Annotated in this window: 14 protein-coding genes; 2 read left to right on the top strand and 12 right to left on the bottom strand. The window is 63.2% G+C overall.

The annotated features are described in order from the left end of the window. Window positions 1-2: 2 nt before the first annotated feature. Together BRPE64_RS07380 and BRPE64_RS07375 are read right to left on the bottom strand one after the other, a co-directional pair. Window positions 3-818, bottom strand: a complete 816-nt coding sequence (locus BRPE64_RS07380) for an ABC transporter permease (protein WP_016345453.1) — start codon at window positions 816-818, stop codon at window positions 3-5. Beyond that, a complete protein-coding gene (locus BRPE64_RS07375; RefSeq protein ID WP_232519167.1) occupies window positions 815-1,528 on the bottom strand; it encodes an ABC transporter ATP-binding protein in 714 nt (237 codons plus the stop codon). The genes BRPE64_RS07380 and BRPE64_RS07375 overlap by 4 nt, the downstream gene beginning before the upstream one ends. Before the next feature lie 122 nt (window positions 1,529-1,650). On the opposite strand from BRPE64_RS07375, the gene BRPE64_RS07370 reads away from it, so the two are divergent. Continuing rightward, window positions 1,651-4,032, top strand: coding sequence for an AsmA family protein (locus tag BRPE64_RS07370; RefSeq protein ID WP_016345451.1), 2,382 nt, complete (start codon window positions 1,651-1,653; stop codon window positions 4,030-4,032). Window position 4,033: 1 nt separating this feature from the next. Here BRPE64_RS07370 and BRPE64_RS07365 read toward each other — a convergent pair whose 3' ends face one another. The 8 genes from BRPE64_RS07365 to BRPE64_RS07330 form a co-directional block, all read right to left on the bottom strand. Beyond that, window positions 4,034-6,220 carry a TonB-dependent receptor family protein gene (locus BRPE64_RS07365; RefSeq protein WP_232519166.1) on the bottom strand — a complete coding sequence of 729 codons (2,187 nt, stop codon included), beginning with the start codon at window positions 6,218-6,220 and terminating at the stop codon, window positions 4,034-4,036. A gap of 105 nt (window positions 6,221-6,325) precedes the next feature. Next, the gene (locus BRPE64_RS07360; protein WP_016345449.1) at window positions 6,326-6,709 is read right to left on the bottom strand and encodes a DUF2946 domain-containing protein; all 384 of its coding nucleotides are present in this window, start codon (window positions 6,707-6,709) and stop codon (window positions 6,326-6,328) included. A gap of 540 nt (window positions 6,710-7,249) precedes the next feature. Beyond that, the gene (locus tag BRPE64_RS07355; RefSeq protein ID WP_016345448.1) at window positions 7,250-7,501 is read right to left on the bottom strand and encodes a DUF2795 domain-containing protein; all 252 of its coding nucleotides are present in this window, start codon (window positions 7,499-7,501) and stop codon (window positions 7,250-7,252) included. A 46-nt stretch (window positions 7,502-7,547) separates the two neighbouring features. Then, entirely contained in the window at window positions 7,548-7,814 is a 267-nt protein-coding gene (locus BRPE64_RS07350) for a hypothetical protein (RefSeq protein WP_016345447.1), read from the bottom strand. A 229-nt stretch (window positions 7,815-8,043) separates the two neighbouring features. After that, window positions 8,044-9,780 (bottom strand): ClcB-like voltage-gated chloride channel protein, encoded by a 1,737-nt coding sequence (locus tag BRPE64_RS07345; RefSeq protein WP_016345446.1) that lies wholly within the window; start codon window positions 9,778-9,780, stop codon window positions 8,044-8,046. Between the two features lie 124 nt (window positions 9,781-9,904). Next, window positions 9,905-11,839 (bottom strand): tetratricopeptide repeat protein, encoded by a 1,935-nt coding sequence (locus BRPE64_RS07340; RefSeq protein ID WP_144063335.1) that lies wholly within the window; start codon window positions 11,837-11,839, stop codon window positions 9,905-9,907. 604 nt (window positions 11,840-12,443) lie between these two features. Further along, window positions 12,444-13,247, bottom strand: a complete 804-nt coding sequence (locus tag BRPE64_RS07335) for an aldo/keto reductase (protein WP_016345444.1) — start codon at window positions 13,245-13,247, stop codon at window positions 12,444-12,446. A 25-nt stretch (window positions 13,248-13,272) separates the two neighbouring features. After that, entirely contained in the window at window positions 13,273-14,007 is a 735-nt protein-coding gene (locus BRPE64_RS07330; protein WP_016345443.1) for a glutathione S-transferase, read from the bottom strand. 191 nt (window positions 14,008-14,198) lie between these two features. Between BRPE64_RS07330 and BRPE64_RS07325 the strand changes: the two genes are divergently transcribed. Next, window positions 14,199-15,440, top strand: a complete 1,242-nt coding sequence (locus tag BRPE64_RS07325) for a cystathionine gamma-synthase family protein (RefSeq protein ID WP_016345442.1) — start codon at window positions 14,199-14,201, stop codon at window positions 15,438-15,440. A gap of 22 nt (window positions 15,441-15,462) precedes the next feature. Here BRPE64_RS07325 and BRPE64_RS07320 read toward each other — a convergent pair whose 3' ends face one another. Beyond that, complete coding sequence (locus tag BRPE64_RS07320; protein WP_016345441.1) at window positions 15,463-16,401, bottom strand: dimethyl sulfoxide reductase anchor subunit family protein; 939 nt, start codon at window positions 16,399-16,401, stop codon at window positions 15,463-15,465. A gap of 19 nt (window positions 16,402-16,420) precedes the next feature. Then, window positions 16,421-17,152: a 4Fe-4S dicluster domain-containing protein gene (locus BRPE64_RS07315; RefSeq protein ID WP_044041347.1), complete on the bottom strand. Its 732-nt coding sequence runs from the start codon at window positions 17,150-17,152 to the stop codon at window positions 16,421-16,423. Between the last annotated feature and the right edge of the window lie 10 nt (window positions 17,153-17,162).

Below are 17,162 nucleotides of genomic sequence, written 5' to 3'. Positions count from 1 at the left end.
CTTCAAACGCCGCGCTTGCGCGCTTGGCGCTCGACGAGCTTCGAGGCCATGAAGCGATGATCCGGCGAGAACAGCCGCCGGTACGTCATCACCACGGCCCCGACCACGCCGAGCCCCGACGCCGCCGCGATCAGAAACATGATCACGATCTGATAGCGCACCGCCTGTAGCGGCGACTGCCCGGCGAGTACCTGACCGGTCATCATGCCCGGCAGGCTGACGAGACCGACCACGGCCATCTGATTCAGCGTCGGAATCATGCCCGCGCGCACGGCCTGGCGCGCGGGCCCTTGCGCCGCTTCCCAGCGCGTCGCGCCGAGCGCGAGCGACATTTCGACCGCCGCGCGCCCGGCGGTCAGTTCCTCCGTCATGCGTTCGATGCCGAGCGATACGCCCGTCAACGTGTTGCCGAGGATCATGCCGAGAATCGGAATCGCGTATTGCGGCTCGTACCACGGATGAATCCGGATCACGACGAACAGCCCGAACGCGCCGATCAGCCACGAACTGCCCCAGATCGACACGATGCTGTCCGCACGTTGCCCGACATACGTGCGCCGCCCGCGATCCGACGCGGCCAGCCCGGCGATGATCGTCATCAGCGCCATCAGCGGCAGCACGACATACCAGCGATTGAACGCGAACACCCAGCCGAGCACATAGCCGATCAGCAGCAGTTGCACGACAGTACGCACCGCGGCGATGAGCAGCTTGCGCTCCAGCCGCAGATCGAGCGCCACCGAGAGCGCCCCGTTCACGAGGATCAACATCGCCGCCAGCGCGATATCGAACAGGCTGAGATCCTGAAAGCCGCTCATCGCAGGTCTCCTCCGAGAACGCCCGCGTTCATCGTCAGATGACGCGTGGCGACGCGACGCGCTTGTTCCGGATCGTGCGAAACCCAGATGCACGCGCGCTGGGGATCGGCGTCGAACCAGGCCGATACGAGCGCTTCGATGGAGCGGGCGGACGCCGGATCGAGCGATGCAGTGGGCTCGTCGAGCAACAGCACGTCGGGCGCGAGTTGCAGCACGCGCACGAGCGCGGCGATCTGGGCCTCGCCGCCGGAGAGATCGGCGGCGAGCTTGTCGAGGAAGTCGGCGCCGCGTCCGGCCGCCTCGGCGAGCCGCGCGGCCGTTTCGCGATCGAAATGCACATCGCGATAGGTTTTCAGCATGAACGGATAGCGCAGATTGTCTTCGACGGTGCCGTCGAGCATCGCGGGGCGTTGCGCGATATACGCGACGCGCCGCCGGTACGCCGGAATGCGCGCCCGCGCGATGCGCTCGCCGCGCCAGCCGATGTAACCGGCATCGCACGGATCGAGCAGCGCGAGCGTGCGCAGCAATACGCTCTTGCCCGAGCCGGACGGCCCGGTGACGGCCGCGCGTTCGCCCGCGTACAGCGTGAAATCGGTGGGGTGCAGCAGCACGGTGCCGCGCACGGCGTCGCGGCGCACGATGCCATGCGCGGCGACGAGTTCGGGCGATGTCGCATCGGGCATCGTTGTTATGTGGGGAGTGGCCATTCGAGCCGACATCTTACGGATATTCGCAGATGCGTGGTCGCGAACGCGCCCGCCTGCGGGCTATACGCGGGCACACAATGTGCTGCCGCACAGATAATCAGAAAAATCGGAGGAAGCCGTCAATGGCGCAGGCCCGAACCACCGGAAAAATCGGAAGGATCGTTACATGGATTTTTGCCGTTCTGGCGGTTCTGATAGCGATCCTCGTCGTCATCTTCCTGACCTTCGACTGGAACCGGCTGCGGCCCTGGGTGGACGACAAGGTGTCGGAAGCCATCGGCCGGCGCTTCGAGATCACGGGCGATCTGAAAGTCGGCTGGCAGCGTCCGCCCAACGAGACCGGCTGGAAACGCTGGGTGCCGTGGCCGCGCTTTTCGGCAGAGAAAATCACCATCGCAAATCCGGACTGGACGCGCGAGAAATTCTTCGCAACCCTCGACGAGATCGACTTTCAGGTGGCCGTGCTGCCGCTGCTCGCGCATGACATCGTGATTCCGGCAATCAATCTCGTGAATCCGTCGATCGACATCGAACGGCTCAAGGACAATCGCAACAACTGGACTTTCAAGTTCAAGCAGTCGAACGAGCCGTCCACGTGGAATCTGCGGCTCGGCGACATCTCGCTCGCGAAAGGCACGGTCAAGGTGTCCGACGAAGTAACCAAGGCCGAGATGCAGGTCGTGATCGACACGCTCGGCCAACCGGTGCCGATCGGCGACGTGATGAAGCAGCAGGAAGCGGCATCCGCGAAGTCGTCGGCGGAAATGGTCGGCAAGAGCGGGGCGGCGAAGCTCAACAAGCAGGCCGATGCAGCGGCGGCATCCGAAGCGTCGGCGGCGTCGGCGGCTTCCGCTGCGGCCGCGGCGAACGCGTCGGCCCCGAATCCGGCGAGCGTCTCGGCGAACACCAGCATCACAACGAAGGAAGGGCCCAAGCCGCCCGTTCCGCCTTACGCGTTCGGCTGGACCGTGAAGGGCACCTACAACGGCGGCAAGGTTTCAGGCGACGGCAAGCTGGGCGGCGTGCTCGCCGTGCAGGACGCGCAGCGCCCGTTCCCCGTGCAGGCCGACGTGCGTCTGGGCGATACGCATATCGCCTTCGTCGGCACGGTGACCGATCCCGCGCACCTGGCCGCGCTCGATCTGCGTCTGTGGGTCCAGGCGGTGAGCATGGCGCATCTGTACCCGTTCACCGGCGTGACGCTGCCCGAGACGCCGCCGTTCGCGACCGAAGGGCGTCTGACCGGCCAGTTCCGCGAAGACGGCAACGTGTTCCATTACGAGAATTTCACCGGCCGCGTGGGCGGCAGCGACATCAACGGCTCGCTCGTGTATGCGGGCAAGAAGCCGCGGCCGCTGCTGCAGGGCGAACTCGTGTCGCATCTGTTGCAGTTCAAGGATCTCGCGCCGATCATCGGCGCCGATTCGAACGCGAGCAAGGCCAAGCGCGGCGACACGGAAAAGCAGCCGTCGGCGAAGGCGCTGCCGACCGAGGAGTTCAAGACCGACCGTTGGAAGTCCATCGACGCCGACGTGAAATTCACCGGTCAGCGCATCATCAAGGACGCGGATCTGCCGATCACGGATCTGTACACGCACGTCATCATGAAGGACGGCGTGCTCTCGTTCGAGCCGCTCAAGTTCGGCGTGGCGGGCGGCGCAATTGCATCGAACATTCATCTCGACGGCAGCGCCGCGCCGCTCAAGGGCCGCGTATCGGCGCAGGCGCGGCATCTGAAGCTCAAACAGCTGTTTCCGACCGTGAAGACAATGCAATCCGCACTCGGCGAAGTCAACGGCGACGCCGCGCTCTCCGCGACCGGCAACTCGCCCGCGGCGCTCGCGGCGACGTCGAACGGCGAAGTCAAGGCGTTGATCACGCAGGGCACGGTGAGCCGGCTGTACATGGAAGCGGCGGGGCTGAACGTGGCGAACGTCGTCTACGAAAAGCTCTTCGGCAAGCGCGATGTGAACATCAACTGCGCGGCGGCGGATTTCGTGGTGACGGACGGCGTGCTCGATTCGCGCGTCTTCGCGCTCGATACCGACGATGCCGTGATCAACGTCGACGGAACCATCAATCTGAAGACCGAGGGCATGGATCTGGGTGTCCATCCGCATACGAAGGGCTTCCGCATCTTCTCGCTGCGCTCGCCGCTGTATGTGAAGGGCACCTTTAAGGATCCGAAGGTCGGCGTGAACGCGGGCGCGCTCGCGGTGCGCGGTGGCGCGATGGTCGGCCTCGGGCTCATCAATCCGTTCGCGGCGCTGATTCCGCTGATCGCGCCGAACAACAACAAGCCGCTGCCGTGTCAGCAGATGCTCGCCGACATGAGCCGCGCCCCGACCGCGCCGCCCGCCGGCAAGAAGCAGCAGGCGAAGGCGGCACCGGCGTACATGTCGTCGGGCGCGGCGGCGCCGGGTGCGGCGGACAAGGGTGCGAAAAAGCCGGCCACGCCCGCCGCACCCGCTGCGGCGAGCGCGGCGCAGTATCGCGGAAGCTGACTCAGAACGCGTAGCGCATGCCCGCGAAGATGCTGCGGCCTTCCCCCGGATAGAAGATTGCAGTGGACGCCGCCGTGCGCGCGTCCGCGACCGTGCTGATGTCGCTCACATAGCGCTTGTTGGTCAGATTGCGCGCATCGACGAACACCGACAGACCGTTGCGGAAATCCATGCCCGCCTGCACGCCGAGCAACGTATAGCCCGGCACGCGCAGCGTGTTGGCGTCGTCGGCCCAGGCGCCTGCGGGAACCCAGTCGACCGAAGCCGAGATGTGAAAGCCGTTCGGACGCGAGTAGCCGAGCGCCGCGCGCAGCACGTTCACCGGCACGCCCGCGATGCGATTGTTGCCGTATTGCGGATCGTCCTTGAAGCGGAAGTCGCTGAAATTCCAGATGCCCGACAGCGTGATCCGATCGCCCGCGCCCGCGTGCGTGATGTCGCGCAGCACATCGACCGATACGCCCGCCTCGATGCCTTGCAGGACCGTCTTGTTGGCGTTGAAGGTCGAGGCGGGGATGTCGGGATTCGTCGTGTATTGAAGCAGTTGATCCCGCACGAGCGAGCGATAGGCCGTCAGGTCCCAGCTCACGCGATCGCGTGTACCGCGCGTGCCGATTTCGAGCGTCCACGCATGTTGCGACGTGAGCGGCGTGAACTGCGTGGTGTTCGCGAAGGTCTGCGTGAGATCGGTGAAATCGGGCACGTCCTGGCTGCGCGTGATGTCGACATAAGCCTGAATCTCGCGGTTCGGCTGCCACATCAGGCCGAGCTTCGGATTCACGCCGCTGAATGTTTCGCTCGCCGACTTGTAGGTCGGATCGGCCGCGAGTCCGCCATGATCGACATACTTGCGCACGTCGCGCAGGGCCTTGAAGCCCGCCATCAACGCGACCGTCGGCAGGAAGAACAGCCGGTCCTCGACATACGCTTCGTAGTTGTAGGCGCTTTGCGTCGAATTGAGCGTCTGCGTGCCTTCGTTACCCGACACGTTCACGTATTGCCGCGCCTGCGTGTTGCCGCCGAATACGCGCGCGCCCGCGATGAGATCGTTACGCATGCCGCCCACGTCGAACGTCGCGGTATAGCGCGGCGCGAAGCCGTAGGTCCAGCCGTCCTGATCGATCACCTGGAAGATCGGGTGATACAGGCTCTTGTGGATCGCCCACGTGACGAAGTCGAGCTGACCGACGTCGAGCTTGACGGTCGTCTTGTTGGCGATGCGCTCGGTACGCGTGTCGCGCGCCTGATCGCCGGACAGCGCGCTCGCGGACGCCTTGGTCGGATTGTTGAGCGCGTCGCTGAGCGACAGCGTGCCGGGAAGCTGCTGATCGACGATATACGCGCCGAGATAGAAGCGCGTCTCGACGTCCGGCGTGAAGCGATAGCCGATATTCGCATTGAACTGCTCGTACTGGCCGCGCTCGTGATCGCGGAAGCCGTCCGCATGATTCACGGAGAACGTGCCGATGAAATCGAGCGGGCCCATCACGCGTGAGAACTGCGCGCTGCCGCGCACCGTGCCGAAGCTGCCGCCTTCGAGCCGCAGGATGTTCGGCGCATCGGCGGTGCGGGCGCTGGGCGTCACGAAGTCGATGGCGCCGCCCATCATCGACGATCCGTAGGCGAGGCCGTTGCCGCCCTTGTAGACATCGACGGCCTGCAGTGCGAGCGGATCGATCTGATAGTAGTCGCCGCTGCCGTCGGCGAGATTAGTCGGGATGCCGTCTTGCAGGATTTCGAGCCCGCGCGTGTGGTAACCGCGCGCGAGGCCCGAACCGCGAATCGAGAGGCGCAGTTCCTGTCCGTAGCGGTTCTGCACGAAGACGCCCGGCACGTTCTTGAGGACATCGCGCAGGGTGAAGGCGTAGGTGTTCTGATAGTCGGCGCTGTCCACGAAGCCGACCGAGCCGACGGTCTGATCGAGCGCGCGCTTCTGCTGCGCGACGCTCGGCGAGGTCAGCGAATGATCCGCCTGTCCCTGCACGATCACGGCGGGAAGCGTCGCCGGCTCGGCAGGCTGTGCGGCTTGCGCGAACGCTCGCGTGGCGAACAGCGCGGTGATGCCTGTGACGATGGCGCTGCGTCTGGCAATGCTGGCGGTACGCAAGGCGCAAGCGGCACGAGCGGCCCGAGCGGCATGCGCGTGCGTGGACGGCCGGACGCCGCCCTTGTCTGAAAGAGTGAGCATGGTTCTTCTTTGAATTCGGTCGCAATCGGTCGTAGTGGCGCTTCGCACGAACCGGGCGGCGTGCGAAACCCGTCGATGCAAACGCATCGACACGTCAGGACGAAGTCAGATCAGAATCGGAGGCGCGCGCGGCTGCGCGGTCGTGAAGGGAGAAGCGGGGCGCTCGCCGCGCACCGGTGCGACGGCGACAAAACGACGGACAGGAATGTCGAGCGCCGTCGCGATTCGCACGCTCGATATGGCGGGCGCATGTGCGAAGAAGTGGCAATAGCCGCAGGCCGCATCGTCGAGATGGGCGAGCGTGTCCGCGTGATGACCGGCAGGCGCCTCGGTCGTGGCCGATGCATGCGCCGAGCACAATTCCGCAGTGAATTCGCCTGCCTGCGCATTGGCCGCGAGTACTTGCGAAACCGCCGGCGCGAACGTGATCAGCAGCATTGCGAGCAATGCCAGCAGAGAACCCGTGCGTCGATAGAAGCGGCTGCGCATGAAAGCGAGGAAACGTGGAAGTGCGGAGTGCGGCGATTATGCCATCCGGTTACTATGTATTACAAAGCAAACAGGACAAAAATTCCCGGTATGGGCGGCGCTGCATATCGTCGCAAAGCACGCATTGATGCCCATGCACTTATCCCCATGAACTGGGGACCAACTTGTTGAAAAGCTCCGCGAAAGTCTGCTAATTGCTTGATGGCAAAAGCAAAACCGTCGCTGCTTCGTGCCGCATCAGGATGCTCGCGCGGGCCTCGAACACTGAATAACTTATCCCCAGCGGACGGGGAAGGGCTGTGGAAAACCGCTTGGCGACTCAGCTAGCTTCTTGATTTCGCGCGGAAAACCTTGTGCGACGCGGTCCGCGCCAGGTTTCGACGCACGCGGCGACGGTTCGGACGACCGTCGAGTTATCCACAGTTTCTGTGGATAGCACTGTTGGCAATTCGCTTGTAATTGATTTAAGTCTTTGATGAATAAGGTTTTGTATGACCTGAGCAGGATCTGACGAAACGACTTCGGCCGCGACTCGCTATCTCAGCTGGATAGGCCCGACGCCCCGCTGCTGCCGAGCAATTGCTCGACCGCGTCGGCGTCTGCGTAATCCTGCTCGGGCAGTCCGTCGAGGAGCGTGATGACGTCGTTGCTCACGCCGGCATCGCGGGCTGCGTCGACGAGCGCGTCCTTGTTGGCGGGATATTTCGCGACGCGCAGCACCTGCGCGATTTCATCGTCGATGGGCTCGTCGTTCAGGGCGTGCTTGGCGGGCGTATCGTGCGTATCGGTCATTCCGGGTTCCGAGGTTGAACTGGATGATGCGGTCGCGAGAAAGGCGTCAGGTCTGCACCTGAATCGGCTGGCTCGCCATGCCGTGGTTCGGCGCGCGCGACTTGGGCAGCGGCACATGGCGCCAGCGCGCGTGGTCGAGATCCTGCGCCGCGACTTCCGGCGCGGGCGGCGCGACGGGCGCGGCATTCACGCGCAACGCGGCGCGCGTCGCGGCGACAGCGGCGGTCGATTCGTCCGTCGAACTCGTGTGCAGCGGCGCGGCGTAGCACGAGACCGAAACCAGGGCCATCGACAACAACGTTGAGGTCTTCATCGGGCAACCCCTCCTCACGTAAGCAGCGAGAATGCACCAAGCAAAGCCTATGCCGATATGCATTTCCGCTGCCCGCCGTGCGCGCAGTCTCGGCGGACGATCAGCGCACGGGCGCGACGAGTGGGCGTCGCGCGGACAGACTTCGAGTGAAATGTGAAGTGGAACCGTAGCGCGCGAATGCGGCGCGCAGACACCGTTGCGCGCCGCGAAATTGCACGGCTGCGCAGTTTCAGCGCGATGTCGGGTTCAAACGGAAGTATGCGTCCAGAAGGGAGGTTTTGTACACGACCCCGAGCAGCAACGGCTGCGTCTTTTTTTCGATGACCGGCAGCCGCTCGCCCTGGAACGCGAGGAAGTGCTGGAGCGCTTCGCCGAGCGACATGTCGGGCGTGAGCACGTCGAATTGCGGCTGAAGATAATCGGCGGCGGTCTTGGTTTTCGTGTCGTGCTCGTCGAGCAGATCGGACGTAATGTCCTTGAGCGCGACCACGCCGCGAAAGCGCTCGGCTTCATCGACCACATACAGATATTTCACCGGATATTCGAGGAATACGCGCGTCATGTCCTTGATGTTCGCCGTGAGCGGCACGACGGTATCGGCGGGCTTCACGAGTTCGCGCATCTGCGTGGCGGCAAGACGCAGACGCTCCTTTTCCTCGCGATTGCGGCGCAGCGTGACTTCGTACATCGATGTCTGCTCGGACGTGCGCGCAATGAAATACGCGATCACGCACGACAACATGAGCGGCAGCATGACCTGATACGAGAGCGTCATCTCGAAGATCATCAAAATTGCCATGAGCGGCGCGTGCGTGGCGGCGGCGAGGAACGCGCCCATGCCGACCATCGCGTAGGCGAAGGGCGCGGAGGTCGAGTCGGGCCAGATTGCGTGCACGCCGATGCCGTACAGACAGCCGAGCACGGCGCCCACGAAGAGCGTCGGCGTGAAGATACCGCCGACGGCCCCGGAGCCCGCCGTGGCGGCTGTCGCGATGATCTTGAAGACGAGCACGGTGAGCAGCGCGGTCCACGTCCACGGCTCGTGCAGCAGCGAGTTCACGACTTCGTAGCCATTGCCCCAGACTTCGGGCCAGCGAATGGAGATCACGCCGACGATGAAGCCGCCCGCGGCGAGCCGCAACGGCAGCGGCAGCGGCAGTGTGGAAAAGCGCTTCTTCGATGCCGCGAGCAGCCGCAGGAAATGCGGCGCGAGCACGCCGCACAGCAGCCCGAGCACGACGAAGAGCAGCACTTCGATGCCCGTGACGGTCGGGAACACGGGCATCTCGTACGGCGGCTTGTAGCCGGCGAACTCGCGCATCGTGATGTTGGCGACGACCGACGACACGACAATCGGCCCGAAGCTTTCCATCGCCATCGATCCGAGTACGAGTTCGGTGACGAAGAATGCGCCGGCGATCGGCGCGTTGTACGCCGACGTGATCCCCGCCGCCGCGCCGCACGCGACGAGCAGCCGCAGGCGCGGCGGATCGAAGTGCACCCAGCGCCCGATGAGCGACGAGACGAGCGCGGCGAGCTGCACCATCGAGCCTTCCCGGCCGATGGAGCCGCCGCTCGTAATGGTGAAGAGCGACGAGATGCTGCGCCACATGCTCTGCCAGACGGGCACGACGCCGTCGCCGATAGTCGCGGCTTCCATGTAATCGGTGCTGGTCTGCTTGCACGCGCGCTGTTTCGCGATGATCAGGCACAGTCCCGCGATCAATCCGCCCGCGGTCGGCAGCGCGACGCGCACGGGCCACGGCAGGCGCTTCGCCATTTCGACGAAATTGCCGGGCTCGCCGCCGAATAGCCGCTGCAGCAGATCGATGCCCTCGCGAAACGCCGAGGTCGCGAACGCGCCCGCCACGCCAACGACGACCGCCCAGACGAGCATCGTATGCGAGTCCGACAGACGGAACAGCCGTTGGGCGCGTGTACGGAGCTTGAGCAGGAATGAGAGCACTTTTGCGAAATCGTGGAAAGCTTAGAAGCAAATGGAATAAGGGCGCTCGCAAGGATAGCATTGCGAGGCGCCGGTTATGTGCTCGAGCTTTCGGGACAGGGCAATTTTCGCATCGTGCGGCGACCTAGTTTTTCTTGGCCGTCAGGGTACTCAGCGCCTGCGTCACACGATCGATCACGCCTGTCCAGTCGCCGGGCCGGGTCTGCCGGAACAGGCGCGCGCTCGGATACCAGGGCGCGTCGTCGCGATCGAGAAGCCATCGCCAGCAGCCGTCGAAACGCGACAGAATCCAGACGGGCCTGGCCAGGGCGCCGGCCAGATGCGCCACCGACGTGTCCACGGTAATGACCAGATCCAGTTGTTCGATGAGTGCCGCGGTGTCGGCGAAATCGTTGACTTCGTCCATCACGTCGAGGGGACGCAATTCGGGTGGCAGATCCTTGATCTGCGGCCGCGTCGAGTTGCCTAACTGCAGGCTCACGAAGGTGATGCCCGGGATGCGCAGAAGCGGGAGATAGGCTTGCGCGTTCAGCGAGCGACGTCGATCCGTCAGGTGCGCACTGGCAAGCGACGGTCGCGGATCGCCCGCCCAGACCAGACCGATCTTCAGGGAATCTTCGGAAAATCGCCCGGCCCAGCGCGACTGGCGTTCGGCTGGCGCACGCAGGTAAGGCACGGAAGCAGGAATGGTGTCGAGCGTCGTGCCGAATCGCAGTGGAAGGCTCATGGTGAAGCACCAGAAGTCATGCGCCGGAACGTTATTCACGTCGGTTTCGCTGATGCAAACATCGACGCCTTCGACGGTCTCCAGCAGACTGACAAGCGCGGCGGGACACACGAGCGTCAACTTCGCGACGCCCAGGCGCTTGAGCTGCGGCAGATAACGAGCGAAGTGCAGACTGTCTCCGAAACCTTGCTCCGAGCGCACCAGCAAGGAACGGCCCGCGAGCGGCTCGCCTTGCCATTCCTTAAACGGAAATGGCGGCTTCGCATGCATCGCGGACTCGTCTCCCCAGTAGGGCGAATCGGCGTATCGCGACTCGTAGAGTGGCCACGCTTCCTTGAGGCGGCCGCGCTTGAGCAGCAACAGACTCAGATTCAGTACCGTCGGAACGCGTTCCGGCTCGATAGTCAGCACCTGTCTATAGTACGTTTCGGCTTCGTCGAAACGATGCGCGTCTTCGAGCAGGCGTCCGAGGTTATTCAACGCCTCGATGCACCGCGGGTCGATTTCGAGTATGCGGCGATAGCATGCCTCGGCTTCCGCGTAACGGGCGTCGTTGTTGAGCAGATCCGCCAGATTTCCCAGCGCGGGAATGTGCTCCGCGCGGCTCCTCAACGCGGCACGGAAACATGCTTCTGCTTCGGTCACGCGTTCCGTGCCTTGTAAAAGCATGCCGAGACTGCTCAACGTTTCCGCATCGTCTGGCTGCAATCGCAAAGCGTGGCGATATTCGCTTTCGGCGTCTTGCAGGCTTTTCCGCTCGACCAGAAGTTTCGCCAATGCGACATGAGTCTCCGCCTGATGCGGGGCGACACTGATGGACTTGCGATATTGCGTTTCGGCTTCCGCCGGCTTGCAGGCGGCTTCCAGCGTGCGCCCGAGTTCCAGACAAGTTTGAACATTGTCCGGCTGCAAAATCAGCGCATGCCTCAGGCATGCCTCGGCATCGGCGATGCGCCCCATGCAACCAAGTACGCGTGCCAGGTGAAGATGAATGGCCACATTCGCCGGATCGACGGCGAGGGCCTTTTTCAAGGTCTGTTCCGCCTTATCCCACTGCTGCGAATCGCTTAGGCTGGCGGCCAGATTTTTGAGGGCATCAAGATAGTCAGGGCGCAGCAAAATGGCCTGCTGATAGCAGTCTTCAGCTTCGTCGGAGCGGCCCGTGTCGTCCAGCAACACGCCGAGATTATTCAGGGCTTCGGGCTGAGTCGGATTGATATCGACTGCGCGTCGATAGTGTGCTTCAGCCTCTGAATGGCGCGCTTGCCGATGGGCGGCGATACCGGACTCCAGGTATTCCTGCGCACGCACGTGGTCGGGAGTTGATGACATGCTCTTTCCACCGCCTTTGTATGGATAATTGTTTGAGAAAACGAGCGTAATGCAACGCCGAGATATTACTGAGATAGCGGAATTCGAGAATCAGACTTGGCTGAACGTGGCGGAAGATGGGGGCGGCCGAACGCGCGAAGGGTTTGTGGTTGCCCTGTTAAAGAAGGCAGAGAGGGTTCTGTGTCCGACAGTCTTTCGTTGACGTATATTCAAGGCTATTGATAACGTCGCCTTTTACGAGATCCGGGTTGTATTCTGGAAATCGCTTAGGCGACGTTGGAATGACACGAGCGAGGCGGTAAGTGCCGATTACACGAGGCAGATAAGGTTGCGAAAGTCTAGCTTAAGCATTTCGGCGCTGTCGGGAATCTCTATTCCGTAGATTGCGCCTTTGGTCTTGTCCGCCTTTAACGAGTATCCACTGTCTCCTGAATGATGGGGCCGGCATTCCAAGTGGAAAGGATGTTATCGGCGCGAGCCATGATGTCGCCTAATGAAGCGAAATTCGAGAATCCCGCTCGATTATCTGAGCAGTCAGTAGCGCCGACGACGATGACCCCCTGGAACGCCGTGCCGTCGACTCCGCTGCCGTTTTCAATAAGCGTCACCAAGCCGGCGCAAACGGCGGATTCGCGTGACGCTTGCCTTCATCGAGCGCATCGATTTTCGCGATGTCATCCGCGTCGAGCTTGAGCTTCTGCGCGTCCCAGTTGCTCTTCTGATGCTCCGGATTCGTCGATGCCGACAGCACCACGATATCGCGCGACAGCAGCCACGCGAACGTCACCTGCGCGGGCGTTGCATCGTGCTTCTGCGCGATCGCTTTCAGCGTCGGGTCCGTATGCGCGCGGCCTTCGCCGAGCGGCATGTAGGCGGTCACCTTGACGCCGAGCCGCTGCGTCGCATCGACGAGCGCGCGGTTCGCGAGAAACGGGCTCACTTCGAACTGGTTCGTCACGATCTCCTTGCCGCCCGGCGCCTTCAGCGCCTCTTCGAGCAGCGGCGCCGTGAAATTCGACACGCCGTAGTGACGGATCAACCCGAGCTTCTGCGCCTCCTGCATGGCGGCGAGGGTTTCGGCAATCGGCACCGCGCCCTTCGGCGACGGCCAGTGCACGAGCGCGAGATCGATCGTGCCGATATCGAGCTTCGCGTGGCTGTCTTTCAGGCTCGCGATGAGCGCATCGCGCGAGAGCCGTTCCCACCACACTTTCGTCGTGACCCAGATATCGTCGCGCGGCACGCCCGAGTCGCGCACACCCTGTCCGACGGCGGCTTCGTTGTTGTAGTACTGCGCGGTGTCGATGTGACGATAGCCGAGCGCGATTGCGCTCTTCACCGCGTTCGTGGTCTTCGCGGCATCGACGCGAAACGTGCCGAGGCCGAAGGAAGGAATCGTTTTGACCATAGTGGCTCCTGGTGTGCGTGGTGGATCACGCGTCCTGATCGAGTTCGGGATAGTGCCTGAAAATGCCGGATTCGTTGAACGGAATGCGCCGCTCCGAATCGACATAAGCCGCGATGTTCGGCCGTTGCAGCACGGCATCGTGCAACGCGGCCACACGCGGATACAGCTTGCCGAACTTGTTCATGGCGCGCGGAAAGGCGTAATGCAGTCCATCGACGATCTGAAAGACCGACAGATCGACGTACGTGGCCTTGTCGCCGATCATGTGCGTGTCGCCCTGCGGGTTCTGCTTGAGCACGCGCTCGAAGTAACTCATGAACTTGGGCACGCGCTTGTCGAGAAAACTCTGCGTGCGGATTTTCGCGGCGTCCTTCTGATCTTCGTAATACAGATCGGTCGCGAGCGGATGATGCGTGTCGTGAACTTCGGTGATGAAATCCGCAATGGTCAGCTGCAAGCCGTGCGCGACGTATCGCAGGCCTTCGTCTTTCGGCGCGAGATGAAGCTTCGGCCCAAGGTACAGCAGGATATTCGCGACATGCGGCACGATCAGCTTGCCATCCTTCAGGAACGGCGGCGCGAACGGAATATGCGGCTCGCTCTTGCTGTTGAGCACTTTCATCATGGCGTCCATGCCATAGCCGCTTTTCTTCGATTCGCGCGCAACGTCGACATATTCCGCGGCTGCATCTTCCAGCGCGAGCCGGACGAATTCGCCGCGGCCCTGCAATCCGTCCCAGTAATAGAGTTCGTAAGCCATGAGAAAGGGCTCCTCATCGGGGAATGCCGCGAATGCGGCTTGTGCAAGTATGCGCACTTCGTCGCGATGTGGCGAAATGCGCGGACGAAGAAATCGGCGAGCAACACGCGTTCCCGCATGACTATAGGGCCATGGATCGCTGCGGATCAGGCAGAATTGACGGTTTGGAATCGACTCGACGCGGAGAAGGGATGGACAAGCAAGGCTTCACCACAGGCATCGTTCACGGCGACAGGATCACGGGCACCGAGCACGGGGGCGTGCGCCAGGCCATCCACACTTCGGTCCAGTACGGATTCGAGCGCGTGGAAGATCTGATCGGCGTGTTTCAGGGCACGAAGAAGGGCGGCTTCAATTACGCGCGTCAAGGTACGCCCACGACAGCCGCGCTCGAACGCAAGATCACGAGCCTCGAACAGGGCGTCGGGTCGATCTGCTTCAGCACGGGCATGGGCGCGCTGACGGCGGTGTTTCTCACGCTGCTGCGCGCGGGCGACCACCTCGTGTCGAGCCGCTACGTGTTCGGCAACACCAACAGTTTTTTCGGCACGCTGAGAACGCTCGGCATCGAAGTGACGGTGGTCGATGCCACGTCCGCCGCGAACGTCGCCGCCGCGATCCAGCCGAACACGCGCATGGTGTTCGTCGAGACGATCGCGAATCCGGGCACGCAGATTCCGGATCTGACGGGCATCGGCGAGTTGTGCCGCGAGCGCGGGCTCGCCTATGTCGTCGACAACACGATCACCTCGCCCGCGTTGTTCGTGCCGAAGAACGTGGGCGCGAGCCTCGTCGTCAATTCGCTGACGAAGACCATCGCGGGGCACGGCGCGGCGCTCGGCGGCGCGGTGACGGATACCGGCCTGTTCGACTGGAGCGCGTATCCGAATATCGCCGATGAATACCGCAAGTCGGCGCCGAAAGAGCAAGGGCTGTTGCAGATCCGCAAGAAAGGGTTGCGCGACATGGGCGCGTCGCTTTCGTCGGAGCAGGCGCATTCGATTGCGCTGGGCGCCGAGACGCTCGCGCTGCGCGTCGCGAAATGCAGCGAGAATGCGCTCGCACTCGCGCGGTTTCTGGAGAAGCACGAGGCGATCGGCCGCGTGCTGTATCCAGGGCTCGAGAGTCATCCGCAGTACGAGACCGCGCAGGCATTGTTCAAGGGCGCATCGTGGCTGCTGTCGTTCGAGTTGCGTCACGCGGATCGCATGATCGAGGTCGTCAATGCGCTGCAATTGCCGATCAAGGCGACGGGCCTCGGCGACACGCGCACCTTGATCATTCCTGTTGCCCCGACCATCTTCTATGAAGCCGGTCCGGAAGTGCGCAAGTCGATGGGCATTTCGGACGGCATGCTGCGTTTGTCGGCCGGCATCGAAGATACCGACGATCTGATCGCCGATTTCGCGCAGGCGTTGAAGCACGCGGTTTGAGGATAGCGCGTGCTTCGTGTTCTCACGACGCACGCGCGTAGTAAATATTCTGCGGATGCCGCGCCTCCGCGAAGAAGAACCATCGTTCGGCGATCAGGCCCGCATACTGCGTGACGAACGCCAGGCCAAACAACGCGACCGACTGCGCGCCGATGCCAAGCAGCATCAACACGAACGGCACGCCGAACGCGCAGATGAGAAACGTCCACTTGACGCGCCTGATCGCAGCCGCCGTCTGCCCATGAAAAAACTCGCGCAGATTGAACGCGCCTGCCGTAAAGCCGCGCGATTTCTGCACGACGTTCGGCCCTTTAATGCCCGTTGCGCTCTGCACGGTCGACTTCGGCCGCAAGCGCGCGTTGCGCTGTAGCGAAGCCACACGCGAGACACATCCCGCGAGCGTCAGCGTACACGCGCACGCCGCGAGACCGGCGGCAAGCGAGGGCGCGAGCCACGCCGCGCACGCCGTCGCGAGCGTGAAGCCCGATGCGCAGCCGAGCAGCACGAAGTTGACCATCGTGAGCGGCGTCGCCCATTCCTGGAGGAAGCGCAGGCACGCGTAGATCATCGCGGTGCAGACGAACAGCGCGGCGGACGCCAGCACGCCGATCACGCCGATCGCAAGCGACCACGACGCACCGAGCCAGTGCGCCAGGCCATAGAACGCGGCGCACGCGAGAAACGCGGGCAGGCACAGACATTCGCGCGAGAGCCACGACGTGCGCCACATCGCGATGGCGCGCCACGCGCGCTCCGGATGTCCGAGATGAAAGAACGAAGCGACGAGCCCAAGTCCACCGAGCACGACGGACAACGCCGCTCCGACGACGAAAAACGCCTGCGCAGGCGTTGCAACGAAGCCGAGCTTCGCCAACAACTCGACGCCGACGAGCGCGATCAGCAAGCCTTGCGCGGCGCCGCTCAGGGTCGTGAGGAACACGACGGAAAACGCGGGTTTCATGTTCGAGCTCCGATGAAGGTCAGACGCGCACGGCCATCGCCGCGAGATTCAGGTCTCCGTGCGCTTCGAGCGAAGCGTGATCGGCTTCGGTCGATTTGCACCCGCACGAACCGCTGCCGCACCCATTGACCGCATTCACCGGCTGGCGCGGCAAGTAATGGTTCGCGGGCCGCGTCTCCCATTCGGGCATCAGCTGATAGCCGCCGCGCTCCGCAATCGCTTTCGATACGACCGACTCCGGATCGTGAATATCGCCGAAGAGCCGCGCCGAAGTCGGGCACGCGAGCACGCATGCGGGCTTGCGATCGCGCTCGGGCAGCGCCTCGTTGTAGATGCGGTCCGCGCACAGCGTGCACTTGGTCATTTCCTTGCGTGCTTCGTCGAGTTCGCGCGCGCCGTACGGACACGCCCACGCGCAGTACTTGCAGCCGATGCATTTGTCGAAGTCGACGAGCACGAGCCCATCTTCCTTGCGCTTGTAGCTCGCGCCGGTCGGACAGACGGGCACGCACGGCGGGTCTTCGCAGTGCAGACACGACTTCGGGAAGTGGATCGTGTCGGCGAGGGGAAACTCGCCCGCCTCGTAGGTCTGGACGCGATTGAAGAACGTGCCGGACGGATCGGCATCGTAAGGATGCTGATCCGCGAGACTGCCCGCCTCGCCGGACGTATTCCATTCTTTGCAACTCGTCACGCAGGCATGGCATCCGACGCAGACGTTCAGATCGATCACGAGCGCCATTTGAGTCATGATGGTCTCC

This window comes from Caballeronia insecticola (assembly GCF_000402035.1).
GTDB lineage: Bacteria > Pseudomonadota > Gammaproteobacteria > Burkholderiales > Burkholderiaceae > Caballeronia > Caballeronia insecticola.
This window is presented reverse-complemented; position numbering and strand designations above follow the sequence as displayed.

Excerpts from the sequence above, each read along its gene's own strand:
- BRPE64_RS07315 (WP_044041347.1), bottom strand. The coding sequence starts at position 17,152 with ATGACTCAAATGGCGCTCGTGATCGATCTGAACGTCTGCGTCGGATGC.
- BRPE64_RS07375 (WP_232519167.1), bottom strand. The coding sequence starts at position 1,528 with ATGGCCACTCCCCACATAACAACGATGCCCGATGCGACATCGCCCGAA.
- BRPE64_RS07355 (WP_016345448.1), bottom strand. The coding sequence starts at position 7,501 with ATGACCGATACGCACGATACGCCCGCCAAGCACGCCCTGAACGACGAG.
- BRPE64_RS07370 (WP_016345451.1), top strand. The coding sequence starts at position 1,651 with ATGGCGCAGGCCCGAACCACCGGAAAAATCGGAAGGATCGTTACATGG.
- BRPE64_RS07350 (WP_016345447.1), bottom strand. The coding sequence starts at position 7,814 with ATGAAGACCTCAACGTTGTTGTCGATGGCCCTGGTTTCGGTCTCGTGC.
- BRPE64_RS07380 (WP_016345453.1), bottom strand. The coding sequence starts at position 818 with ATGAGCGGCTTTCAGGATCTCAGCCTGTTCGATATCGCGCTGGCGGCG.
- BRPE64_RS07325 (WP_016345442.1), top strand. The coding sequence starts at position 14,199 with ATGGACAAGCAAGGCTTCACCACAGGCATCGTTCACGGCGACAGGATC.
- BRPE64_RS07330 (WP_016345443.1), bottom strand. The coding sequence starts at position 14,007 with ATGGCTTACGAACTCTATTACTGGGACGGATTGCAGGGCCGCGGCGAA.
- BRPE64_RS07320 (WP_016345441.1), bottom strand. The coding sequence starts at position 16,401 with ATGAAACCCGCGTTTTCCGTCGTGTTCCTCACGACCCTGAGCGGCGCC.
- BRPE64_RS07365 (WP_232519166.1), bottom strand. The coding sequence starts at position 6,220 with ATGCTCACTCTTTCAGACAAGGGCGGCGTCCGGCCGTCCACGCACGCG.
- BRPE64_RS07340 (WP_144063335.1), bottom strand. The coding sequence starts at position 11,839 with ATGTCATCAACTCCCGACCACGTGCGTGCGCAGGAATACCTGGAGTCC.
- BRPE64_RS07360 (WP_016345449.1), bottom strand. The coding sequence starts at position 6,709 with ATGCGCAGCCGCTTCTATCGACGCACGGGTTCTCTGCTGGCATTGCTC.
- BRPE64_RS07335 (WP_016345444.1), bottom strand. The coding sequence starts at position 13,247 with ATGGTCAAAACGATTCCTTCCTTCGGCCTCGGCACGTTTCGCGTCGAT.